Source organism: Armatimonadota bacterium (assembly GCA_017303935.1).
GTDB lineage: Bacteria > Armatimonadota > Fimbriimonadia > Fimbriimonadales > Fimbriimonadaceae > JAFLBD01.
In genome coordinates this window covers 398,511-409,749 of record JAFLBD010000002.1, presented here as the reverse complement: position 1 = coordinate 409,749, position 11,239 = coordinate 398,511, and the positions used below count along the sequence as shown (strand labels likewise).

13 protein-coding genes are annotated in these 11,239 nt (G+C 54.7%); 1 reads left to right on the top strand and 12 read right to left on the bottom strand.

Annotated features, from left to right (window positions below):
* The first annotated feature begins 32 nt into the window (after nt 1-32).
* Complete coding sequence (gene pdxT, locus J0L72_06530) at nt 33-599, top strand: pyridoxal 5'-phosphate synthase glutaminase subunit PdxT (GenBank protein MBN8690434.1); 567 nt, start codon at nt 33-35, stop codon at nt 597-599.
* A 134-nt stretch (nt 600-733) separates the two neighbouring features.
* Here the strand turns inward: pdxT and ribD are convergent, their stop codons facing one another.
* The 12 genes from ribD to J0L72_06470 all read right to left on the bottom strand — a co-directional run bounded on the left by ribD (nt 734) and on the right by J0L72_06470 (nt 11,234).
* The gene (ribD, locus tag J0L72_06525; protein MBN8690433.1) at nt 734-1,765 is read right to left on the bottom strand and encodes a bifunctional diaminohydroxyphosphoribosylaminopyrimidine deaminase/5-amino-6-(5-phosphoribosylamino)uracil reductase RibD; all 1,032 of its coding nucleotides are present in this window, start codon (nt 1,763-1,765) and stop codon (nt 734-736) included.
* Nucleotides 1,743-2,042 carry a hypothetical protein gene (locus J0L72_06520; protein MBN8690432.1) on the bottom strand — a complete coding sequence of 100 codons (300 nt, stop codon included), beginning with the start codon at nt 2,040-2,042 and terminating at the stop codon, nt 1,743-1,745. The genes ribD and J0L72_06520 overlap by 23 nt, the downstream gene beginning before the upstream one ends.
* Complete coding sequence (gene rpe, locus J0L72_06515) at nt 2,033-2,677, bottom strand: ribulose-phosphate 3-epimerase (protein ID MBN8690431.1); 645 nt, start codon at nt 2,675-2,677, stop codon at nt 2,033-2,035. Before rpe ends, J0L72_06520 begins: the two co-directional genes overlap by 10 nt.
* Nucleotides 2,674-4,503, bottom strand: a complete 1,830-nt coding sequence (locus tag J0L72_06510; GenBank protein MBN8690430.1) for a PASTA domain-containing protein — start codon at nt 4,501-4,503, stop codon at nt 2,674-2,676. Before J0L72_06510 ends, rpe begins: the two co-directional genes overlap by 4 nt.
* Nucleotides 4,500-4,715 carry a hypothetical protein gene (locus tag J0L72_06505; protein MBN8690429.1) on the bottom strand — a complete coding sequence of 72 codons (216 nt, stop codon included), beginning with the start codon at nt 4,713-4,715 and terminating at the stop codon, nt 4,500-4,502. Before J0L72_06505 ends, J0L72_06510 begins: the two co-directional genes overlap by 4 nt.
* Complete coding sequence (gene aroB, locus J0L72_06500; GenBank protein MBN8690428.1) at nt 4,702-5,730, bottom strand: 3-dehydroquinate synthase; 1,029 nt, start codon at nt 5,728-5,730, stop codon at nt 4,702-4,704. The genes J0L72_06505 and aroB overlap by 14 nt, the downstream gene beginning before the upstream one ends.
* Nucleotides 5,727-6,239, bottom strand: a complete 513-nt coding sequence (locus J0L72_06495; protein MBN8690427.1) for a shikimate kinase — start codon at nt 6,237-6,239, stop codon at nt 5,727-5,729. Before J0L72_06495 ends, aroB begins: the two co-directional genes overlap by 4 nt.
* Before the next feature lie 60 nt (nt 6,240-6,299).
* Nucleotides 6,300-7,922, bottom strand: coding sequence for a hypothetical protein (locus tag J0L72_06490; GenBank protein ID MBN8690426.1), 1,623 nt, complete (start codon nt 7,920-7,922; stop codon nt 6,300-6,302).
* A 38-nt stretch (nt 7,923-7,960) separates the two neighbouring features.
* Nucleotides 7,961-8,629, bottom strand: coding sequence for a hypothetical protein (locus tag J0L72_06485; protein ID MBN8690425.1), 669 nt, complete (start codon nt 8,627-8,629; stop codon nt 7,961-7,963).
* A 78-nt stretch (nt 8,630-8,707) separates the two neighbouring features.
* Nucleotides 8,708-9,430 carry a hypothetical protein gene (locus J0L72_06480; GenBank protein MBN8690424.1) on the bottom strand — a complete coding sequence of 241 codons (723 nt, stop codon included), beginning with the start codon at nt 9,428-9,430 and terminating at the stop codon, nt 8,708-8,710.
* Nucleotides 9,431-9,443: 13 nt separating this feature from the next.
* Nucleotides 9,444-10,262, bottom strand: coding sequence for a hypothetical protein (locus tag J0L72_06475; protein MBN8690423.1), 819 nt, complete (start codon nt 10,260-10,262; stop codon nt 9,444-9,446).
* A gap of 6 nt (nt 10,263-10,268) precedes the next feature.
* Nucleotides 10,269-11,234 carry a hypothetical protein gene (locus J0L72_06470; protein ID MBN8690422.1) on the bottom strand — a complete coding sequence of 322 codons (966 nt, stop codon included), beginning with the start codon at nt 11,232-11,234 and terminating at the stop codon, nt 10,269-10,271.
* Nucleotides 11,235-11,239: the final 5 nt, after the last annotated feature.

Sequence of the window (11,239 nt, the reverse complement as noted above, 5' to 3'; positions counted from 1 at the left end):
CGATGATACCGGGACAAGTATCATTTCTCGATATGGCAATCAAAGTCGGGGTGGTGAGCGTTCAAGGAGATTTTGAGAAGCACCTCCAGAAAGTCGCCGAAAGCGGCCATGAAGGTTGCGAGATTCGGAGCCCCGAGGACCTTAGCGGAGTGACCCACGTGATCCTTCCGGGAGGAGAAAGCACTACGGTGGGGCTCCTGCTCCGACGGTATGGATTAGGAAGTGCGTTGATCGATTTCGCCAATGCCGGGAAGCCGATTTGGGGCACCTGTATGGGCATGATCCTCATGGCTGCGAAGATCGAAAAGTACGATCAGTACTCGTTGGGTTTGCTGGACATCACCGTCCGCCGCAACGCGTTTGGAGCGCAAGTTCACTCGTTTGAAACTCCAATCGCGATGGTTGGGATGCAAGAGCCCGTGATGGGAGTTTTCATTCGCGCCCCAATCGTCACTGAGCATTCCGATTCGGTTGAAGTGCTCGCAACGTTTGATGGCCAAACCGTCGCGGTTCGACAAGGCAATCGGGTCGGCACTTCTTTCCATCCCGAGCTCGCCCAGGGAACGGCGTTTCTCGACTGGTATTTGAGCCTGAAGTAAAAAAATTGGGCCCGTCTCGGAGGGGTCGAAACAAGGCCCTGTTTGGTTGTGGGAGAGAAGAAAGTCTTACAAATTTTTCCTACATTCCTATAGACGCCTATCGCAGTCGGGTGTTCCCGGCACTAGGACTAGACCTATTTCGAACCTGGTCGGTACCGAATCAGGACATCCTCACCGAGTGCGCGCCTCTCGGATTCGACGAGATTAGCAAGTTCGATCACTTCGTTTGGATCAAACGACTTCCCGGTCCCGAGCGGTTTTGGAGATTGGTAAACGTCGAATCGGTCCACGAATCCAGCCCGTGCAAACCGCCGCAATGTTTCTGGACCGCCTTCAACGTAAACACCCTTAACATCCCGATGGCGTAGCTCTTGTAGCAGGTTTGCGAGAGAGTCGCATTCCAAATCAAATTCTGTCGAAGCCATTCCACGTTCGACAATCCTGAGTGTCGGTGCGAGCCCGTCCGAAAACACATTCAGATTCCTCTGCAGCTGCGCTCTAGAATCCAAGATCACCCTCAGCGGCTGTCGAAGAATCTCGAATTCGCGGACGGTGAGTCGCGGATTGTCGCCAGCAGCCGTGTTGCGCCCGATAAGAACGCAGCCATGTGTCCCGCGACTTTGCTGAACATCGCGGATTGCCTCTTGACCGGTGATCCTTGCTCCACGGCCGGATGCATCGTCTACGAATCCATCCGCCGACACCGCGATGTGCAACGTGACAAATGGTCGTCCGAGTTCAAAACTCCGCCACCAGACTTCGTTCGCGTGCTGGGCTTCTTGCTCGCACAAGCCGGATTCAACTTCCACCCCTGCTTGCCGCAAAAACTCGGCCCCACCCGCAGCCTTAGGATTCGGATCAGCACATGCGTAGACAACCTTAGAAACTCCGGCGTTGACTAGCGCATGACTGCAAGGAGGCGTGCTGCCGAAGTGGTTGCACGGTTCCAGAGTCACGTACGCCGTTGCGCCTTGCGCCGACTCTCCCGCTTCCTTGAGAGCCATGACTTCGGCATGGTCGCCGCCTGCAAACGCGTGAAAACCCTCTCCGACCAGATTCCCTTCCCGGACGATAACGCACCCAACATGCGGATTAGGGGCTGGTACACCGCGCCTCGAAACCTCGCAAGAGCGAAGCATCCAATCAGTCGGGCTTGGTTTTGCCATGATCGCTCAGCGAGCCTTCCACCAACTCACGCAAGTTCTGGGTCAGCTCCTCGGCATACTGCGCTCGGTTGCGCCGGATGATGAGAGTCGCGCAAAATGCCGCAGACAGAAAAGTCATACACATCAATCCGATGTAGGCCAAAGCACGGATGCCATACCGAGCGATGACTTCCCGCTCAGCACCGACTTCGGGCCTCGCGCCGATGACGAAAGGCCAACAAATCAACATCGCCACTCCCGCGATGAGACATGCAGTTGTGAAAAACTTTAGCCGCATGAAGTCCGTAAGTTCTGGACGGCTTCTGCGATGGTCGGAGTTTTGAGCAAATAGCTTCCCGCAACAAAAACGTTCGCACCGGCCTCCAGAGCGAGCGGCAGAGTGGTTGGATCGATGCCGCCATCCACTTGAATTTCAACCTCCGGCGCGGCTTCCCTCACCCAGCGGACCTTGTCAAGGCACTCGTGAACAAACGGCTGACCGCCCCAGCCCGGATTGACGGTCATGATCAGCACCAAATCGACTTCAGCGAGAACCGGTTCGACCGCCTGTACTGGTGTGCCAGGATTGATCGCGATTCCGGACTGGATTCCCATTTTCCTCAGAGATCCCGCTAACCGGTGGGCATGATGGGTCGCTTCAGCATGAAAGATGATCCGCTTGCAGCCCGCATTTGCGAACGCCTCAAAGTGCGCTTCTGGAGTTTCAGTCATCAAGTGCGCTTCCACAGGAACAGGACCGATTTTGGTGATGGCATTGGCGAGATCTGCGCCAAAGGTGATCGGTGGCACAAACTGCCCATCCATGACATCGAGGTGGATCCAGTCGACTCCTGCCGCCATCAGCTGACTGATCGGCGACCTGAAATCATCCGGCGAAAAGCTAAGTATTGATGGTGCAAGTTGTACTTTCACTCTTCATTTTTCCCGAGCGACTCGCTCACAGACTTCTTAAATTGATCGACCAACTCGTTGTTGTAATACACCCGGAAGTAAACCGGGTCACCGAATCCATCAGTGATGATTTCGATTTTGTCCCCGCCCTTGTGCATTTCTTCGTGGATATCCCGCTGGTTTCGAGCGTCCGACAGTTCAATTCGAACCATCACCTTAGGCGTTCCCTTAGGAATCACCATGGCAATCTTGTAAGTTGCACGAGTACGTACCGCATCGCCGGACCTCCGGTCGGTTTTCGAACTCACCGTCACCCGGATTTTGGTCCCGCGCTCGACCTTCTCCCCCTTTCCAGGTCGGGAATCGAGGATATGTCCAGGTTCGATTCGGCGACTCCGTCGCTCGTCTGGTGGTTCCTGTAGATCGAGCCCCAAGGCATCCAACTTGTCCCGCGCATCGCTCAGTGTCAGTCCCTCCAGATTCGGCAATTTGACGTAGCGGCTGCCCTCGCTAATCACCGCATTGACCACCCCATGAAGCCGAACTTGGTCTCCAACAGGCGGTGAAAGCTTGAGGACTTTTCCCGCGACGATCTTCTCGCTCGGCTCGCGGCGGCTTTCACGAAACACGATTCCTTTCTTTTCAAAAATCGCGCGCGCTTCCTCAGCGGGCATCTCGATGACGTCCGGCACCTGTAGAAGTTGAGGCTTCGAAACCAGATAGCTTCGCCAAGCACCTAAAGTGATCATCACGCCCAAGAACAGCACATATGCCGGCCAAGCGATCCACCAAGGCACATCGTTGGTATAGCCTGTTTGTTCTTTGAGCTCCTTCTTCTTGGGCTTTTCTGGGGCAGGCTCCTTCTTATCCGCCGCTGGCATCGCCGAGCTAGGCATAGGAGCAGCTGCTGCTCCAGAAACAGTGGCTCCTGCCGCCGCGACTGCAGCCGCGGTTCCACCAACAGCTGCGACGGCTGCGCTCGGAGAGTCTTGTGCCTGCAAAGGCCAGCTGAGCGGCTTGCCAAATCGAAGTGCATCTCGGATAAACCGCAAGTCCGTGAGCATCTGTTTGGCGTTCGAATATCGAAATCCGGGTTCTTTGGACAGTGCTTTCTTGATGAGCTCTTCTACAGCGACCGGAACGCCTGGCGATAGCGACCGAACCCCAGGGACAGGGTGTGTGGCATGCTTCTGGGCCATTTCAGACGTGTTCTCGGCTGAGAATGGCGTCTTTTTGGCGAGCAACTCATACAACAGCGCTCCGACAGCATAAACATCCGATGCTGGCGTCGGCATTTTGCCCTGCGAGACTTCTGGCGCAAGATACGGGGCTAATCGTGGCAACGCGGCGATACCGGCGTCCGGGCTGGAGCCATACGCCGTCCACAGCGCGGGAAGTAGCAGCGTCGCCTTTCCATCCGGGCCAACTTGTATGTTGTGCGCGCAGACCTCACCGTGGGTCATTCCGGCGTTGTGGATACCGACGAGAGCCTCGCAAAACTGGATTGCGAATGCCAGGGAGATCGGCACGGAGTAGGGCGCCAACCGATAAATTCTCTCCGCCAGTAGCTGCCCGCCGTGGGTTTCGCTCACCAAGAAGGTCGTTCCCTCTTCTTCGAGGACGTCAAGCACGCGCTCAACCCCGATGGATTTCAACCCAGAATTTTGGTGCACGACCTCGGTGAGAGTTTTGACAAATTCCACTTCAGATGCAAAAGGTGGCTTGAGGATCCGTACGTTGATTTCGGACGCCATCACCCGGTCGCGACCCTTGTAAAGTTGGAAAATCGGCCCTTCGTCGATTAGATCGAGAACTTCGTAGCGCAGTCTCAAAAGTTCGCCCGTCATTCTTCAACCGCCTTGTTCTCTGGAACCGCTGCCAGCACAATGACGACCAAAAGCATCGCCAAAGCAAGCAACTTGATCTGTGGCTGATCTAACTTCACCGCCCAATCTGCGGCCGATCCAGTGAATGCGGCCCATTGGCTGCCCAAAAATCCCGCCGTTAGCAACGCCGTGAGTACCCAAAAAACCAGCAGTTTGAGTTCAGTGACCTTCATTCAGCACTTCACGAATCACCCCAATCGGCAAATCATGCATGAGTTTACACGTTCCCACACCTGTTAATAGACTCATCGAAATTCCATCGGACACGGCCTTTTTGTCGATTCTCATCAAATCGACCAAAGCATCGGGGTCAATTTTGGGTGGAATTGCCGTTGGTAGGGCATGTTGTTGCAATAGTTTCGCCACCGTGCTTGCGTATCCTTCAGGAACAAGGTTGAGCCTTTCTGAAATCCGAGTTTCGATGACCATCCCGATCGAAATTGCTTCGCCGTGGCGAATGTCGATGTAATCCATTGCGCTTTCGATCGCATGCCCAACCGTATGCCCAAAGTTCAAAGTTGCCCGTTGACCAGTGAGCTCAAACTCATCTTCCTCGACGATGATTGCCTTCTGCGCGATGCTGGTTTCGATCACATCGCCAAGTTCATCGCAGGTCGGCGTGAGCGGCTTTTCTTCTAGTCTTCTCAACAAATCCGGCGCAGCGATAAATCCCATCTTGATGATTTCCGCCGTGCCGCTCGCGAAATCGGGTGCTGGTAGGGTTTGCGTAAACTCCGTACACACAACGACTCTCGTCGGAGGCTTGAAGGCTCCCACCAAGTTTTTGCCTTCAGGAAGATCAACCCCAACTTTTCCACCGACACTGCTATCCACCATTGCCAACAGCGTCGTGGGAATCTGAACGAACGGAATTCCGCGCATGTAGATCGCGGCGGCGAATCCAGCAGCGTCACCGACCACACCACCTCCAAGGGCGATCAATCGATGCCCCCGACGAGTTCCCTTACTGGCTAGCCACGTGATGATTTGCTGGACTTGCTCAAGTGTTTTGTGGGTTTCGCCAGATGGAAAAATAAACGCATGCTCAAACTGTGAAGCGACATCGGGATACAAGCGTGCGACGTTTTCGTCGATCACTACTCGGTCGTCCAGCGATAATGACTCGAGCATTTTGTCGATAGTCGCGAACTCGATTGGGTAGGTGCCTGTGCTATGCTTGATGATCATTGGGCCACCTTCAATTGTTCGTAAAGTCGCGCTGCGCAGGCTTCGAGGTCTTCGATCTGCACGTCAAAAACGATATCGGCCTTCATGTATAGCGGCAGCCTCGCATCGAAAAGCTCGGTGAACCGCCCTTGCCAGTTCTCGGTTTCCAGCAATGGCCGGCGGCGCTTGCTCTTTTCCAGGCGCATCATCAGCGCCTCCGCAGGTACGTTGAGATAGATAGTTTTGCCAAGACGATGGAGTTCATCCCAGTTTTCTGGCCGAGTGACGATCCCGCCTCCGGTGGCTAGGACGCCTGGCTTTGGATCGAGGCTTTTGAGAATGCTGGTTTCGTGGCCTCGAAAAGTTTCTTCACCATAAATCGAGAACACCTGATGAATGGGGCGACCGAATCGCCGCTCCAGCAGGGCATCGGCATCTTCGAACGGTACCTGTGCGAGATCGGCCAGCTTCCTCCCCACGGTGGATTTGCCCGCTCCCATCATGCCCAACAGGATCCAATAGCCGTTCATAAAAAATGTGACCGAGTATTAAGCTCGGTCACATTTTGGCTGGTTTCAGCGAGGACTTGTTTACGGTCCTGTTGCGGAATCATCTGGATCTTCGATGATTCGAGCGGTGACGAAGATCAGCAGTTCGCTGTCGCCGCGCACAGTGCTCGAAGATCGGAAGAACTGTCCGATGATCGGCAGGTCGCTAAGAACCGGGAATCGGTTGTTTTGAACCTGATTCGACTTTCGGTTGAATCCACCCAGCAGGATGGTTTCGCCGCTCTTAACGCGAGTCGAAACAAAGATCGACTGCGAAAGAGTGTCTGGAATCACCTGTCGTCCATCTGGGCTGGTTCGGAGCTGGCCGAAGTCGCTGATGGTTGGCGAGAGAGTCATCGTGATGTATCCATCCTCGCTGATTCGAGGTCGCACTGCCAGGTTGCTCGTAATGTTCAGATCTTGTGGGGTGTAGTCGGTGACGACCACGCCCTGAGTCACTGTTCGTTGCGGCAAGAAGATTCGGGTTGTTTGCTGCGATTGGATAACGGCTGGTTGGTTGTTGAACGTTCGGATGAGCGGAGCGTTCACCACCTTGCCTTCGCCATCGAGCAATCGAGTTCGAAGTCGGGTGACCAGGTTTCCAGTCGAGTAGTTCACGAAGATTGGGTCGCCGGTTTGTGCAAATGCGCCAGGAGCGTTACCTGCAAAAACGGAACCTCGCGAGAAAGTCCAGTCGATACCGAACGACTTATCAACCGATTGGGAAGTCGTGATGAACTCCACCTTCACTTCGACTTGCTTTGGAGCCTTGTCGAAGAGGTCAATCGCACGTCGCAAGTCAGCAATCGCGCTGTCGGTTCCAACGACAACAATCGAGTTATCGGTTGGATCGTAGGAAAGGTAGGTGATGCCATCTGGAACCAAGCCTTCGCCTGGGTTGAGTGCAACACCGCCGCCTTGTTGGCCGTTACCGCCACCAAAGCCGTTTCCGCCGCCAGGTTGACCACCACCGTTGCCAAAACCACCGTTGTTACCGCCGCCTGGTGCACCAAGCTGGTTGGCTGATTCGCCAGGAATCATGATGCCGTTAGAGGAGTCAATTGGCATGGATTCTCGGCCAGCGCGCTCGGCAAGACCTTGGTTATCGAAAACCTGAACGTTTTGACCGACTGCAACAGTTCGAGTGCTGTCGTATGCAGGCCGTTGGTTGGTGTTCGAATTGATGAACGTTTGGAGTTGACGGAAGCCTTGTTGAGGATCTTCTACCCACGTTCCGGTGAGTCGAGAGTAAACGTAGCTAGGATCTGCGTGTCGCAACCGAATGACTCGCTTTTCAAGCGGCTCCTTCGGGCGATTGTTTTGAGGTGCAGGGGTAGCTTCAGGCTTACCGAAACGAATGATGTACACGCCACCTTCGTTCTTTTCGACATAGCCGCCAGCTGATTGCACGATCAATCGCAGTGCTTCATCCGCCGATTTTCCGCGCAAGGTCAAAGTGACCGGAGCGAAATTGGCAGGATTGTCCACGACGACAAACTCCACGCCGCTACGATTTGCAAGAACCTGAATGGCGCTCACGAGTTGAGCGTCTTTAAGATCCAGGTCCAAAGTGGCTTGAGCGCTCGCACCTGTTGCCAGAAGCGAAAGTCCAACCACCGCTGTAAACGCGCTTAGGCGCACAGAACGTCGAATCCAACTAGTCATATCTCTCTTGATTCCTCTCTCCCAAAATTACCTAAATCTTAGCGAAGTCCACCGGAGCCTGCGCCTGGACCGCCGCCACGGCTTCCACCGCCGCCGCCGCCGAAGCCGCCGCCACCGAATCCGCTACCACCGCCGAAGCCGCTATTGCCGCCTCCGCTGTTGTTGTTGCCGCCACCGAATCCGTTACCGAATCCGCCCACGCCGAAGCTCGAGCTGTATTCTGGTCGAAGGCTGGTGTCTGCAGTGGTTTCGTTTTGAGCCAGCAGAAGCATAATCAAATATGGATCTGCGTGCTTCAAATAAATCTTTGTTGGACGAGGTGCAACTCGAGGGCCACCCACGTTGCCATTGTCGATGTTTGGAGTGGTGATCGGTGGAACTTCTACCTTCTTGATGATTTGGTAGATGCCGCCTTCGTACCGGAACGTTGCATCGACTTGGTTCAGCACTGCGCGCAGAACGGTCTCAAATGGTTGGTTCTGGACGCTGATCGTCACCTGTCCTTGCACATCGTTGGCCACCGAATAGTTGCCGCCGACCTGTCGGAACAAAAGCTTGAGTGCATCTCGGATATCGGCTTCATCAACCTGATAGCTCGAAATGACTGTATTTCGCGGGTCGTTCTGGGCCAAGCTAATCGTCGGCAGTGCTGTAAACATCACTGCGCCAATTGCCGCCAACATAATCCATGCTTGTCGTGTTTTCACGTTTGTATCTCCTCTTAATGGATAGAAGGTTTACCTTACCATCCTGGTTCTCTCGATTTCTAAATTTTGTCTAGAAAGTTATAGGCCCATCGTGCCCGAGCTACCGTCTTCCGACCTAGCTCCACCTTCGCCTTCACGTCCAGCAGAGTCGCCGCCTCGTGCGCCCCCACCATTATTATTGCCACCGCCGACGCCAAATCCAGTGCTAAGTCGTGGACCGAGTGGAACAATGACTTCTTTTGGCAACCGGCTTCCGGCGCGCCGCAACACAGCACGCTCGGCATCGATGGAAATAACGACCCATTCCGTTCCTGGAATTTGCACGCCTGGCCAGATTTCGTAGACCCGACCATCTTCCATTTCGATCAAAGCTGCCACGCCGTTGCCCAGCATAATGCCGCTAAGGCGTCGATAGGGCTGCGGCTCAATGACGATCGTCTCTTCCACCGGCGTATCATCAGGCAATTCGTAGACTGCCCCGAACGATCCTCCGGTGTCAGCCACGATTCGCTCTCGAGTTTGCTCTCGGTCAAAAATCGCTTCTGCGCCGAGCAATGCCCAAGGATTGGATCGTCGACCAACGAACTTGGCTTTAGCTTCTGCCTTGGCTTGCTCGAAAGTCGGGTCCAGGGTCGTGACCACAGGAACGCCTGCATCCGCATTCAGCCGATCAGGGGTTGGACCTGCAGCCGCAGCCGGCGCCGTTGACGCGAACTGGGCAGAATCATCGCCAGCGCACCCAACCACCATCAATGCGGCGGCTGCCAGTGCCATATACGGAATCAATTTGAAACTTTTCATCTTGACCATCAAATTAGACGCCTCGCGAGCTCACTCCGGGTCGCTGTCTTGCTCCACCAGCCGCACCGCCTGGGTTTAGGGCACCGCCGGCACCACCTGGTGTTCCGAGACCGCCTGGCGCACCTTGGTTGTTTCCATCGCTAGGAACCTCTGGTACTGGTGGCGAAACCTTCTCCGCTCGAAGATACATGGCGATCGACAGACTATACGATGCTCGGTACTTCGGAGCAGTACCTTCCAGCCTCAATCCATCGACAACAGCGATGTACTTCGGAAGTTGATTCCATCCTTCCACATTCCGAGTGATTTGGTCCATCGTGCCTTCGACGACGACAGTACCAAAGTCAAAAATGCGAACAGGGAAACCGTACCGCGGGTAGCCAAAGCCTTCTTCGACGATTGTCAGCGGATTGTCTGGGAATACTGGAACCGTCACACCGCTCATCACCTGAACGCCACCGTAGCGAAGTTGTCGGTTGAGGTCAGCCTGGATTCGATTTCGGAATTCAGGAGCGTCAACTACCAGCTGCCAGCGATTTCGAGTCAAATTGATGCCGCCCTCTGCGAGAGATGCTGGAGGCGTCTTTCGTTGAACAATGTCGTTCCATTCGCCGGCTGCATCTTGGACCATTGTCTTTGCTTCTTCGAGCTTTTTCTTCTCGCGAGGCAGCTTTTGGCCTTCCGCCTCAAGCTCTTCGCGTAACCGATCAAAGTTTGCTGCCGTTTCGGTTCTTGGCGCCCAGTATTGGAAGTATCCAACGCAGAGCATCACTGCACTAATCGAGAGCGCAATCGAAAGGACTGTCCAAGGAGTCAATTTAAGGTCTTTCATGGTCTCTTAGAGATCCTCCGCTGCTGCTGCGCCAGGTCGATTGCCAGGGTTCAGCGCTCCGCCGGCACCTTTCGCTCCTGCACCAGCAGGAGGAGTGATACCAGGCGTGGCCCCTGGAGCAGTGCCTTGAGCGGCTCCGCCAGCATTGATGCCAGCCGAATTAAACTGCGAAGCTTGAGCCAGGGTATCCGATGGATTTGGCGTCAAGAAGTCGAATGACCAACCTGGAGGAAGGACTTCGCCTGCTTCTTGGCTCAGCACCACGCCAATGTTGATCAACGACCAGTCGGTCATTGCGCCGCGTTGAAATTCAGTCGCAGAACCGAAGTTAGAAATATCTTGGAAGCCTGTGGTTTCAGCGGCTGCATTCGAAACCAGAGCATTCAATCGCTCCACTGGATCTTCAGGAAGCACCGGCTCGCCTGCGCGAACTCTTAGAGCCTTCTGATCTTCAGCAGTGATGGCTGGAACGTTATCCCACTGATAAACAAAACCTGATCGACTGATCGCCTTCGCGCCCGGAATCCGAAGCATTGCAAGCGACAAGTCAGCATATTGCTGAGCAGATCGAATGACACCAGTCACATTCAGCCGGCAAGAATTCTCGGCGATCGGATCCAGCGACATCGAAGTCACTCGCATGAAAGCTGGGATGTAAGGCAAAAACTTTTTGTAGAACCGCGTGTACTTGGTGTTGTGCTCCACGGCGGCGGAGTACAGGTCCAAGTTCGTGGCAACCCCTTGCGAGCTTGCCAAAACAGCGGCAGTTTGCTTTGCGGTCGCGACAGCCTGGTTAGCTTGCGGCCTTGCGGCTTCTGCAGCCTCAAAGGCTTGTTGTCGCCGCGTGGTAGACGTGACGATCAGAAAGGCGGTTGCGAGTCCACTCAGCAGCACAATGAGCGCCGAGATGAACATCATCGTGCGCATTGCTGCGCCCTTTCTTACTGTTGCGGGTACGAGATTTAGCTTCATTCAAC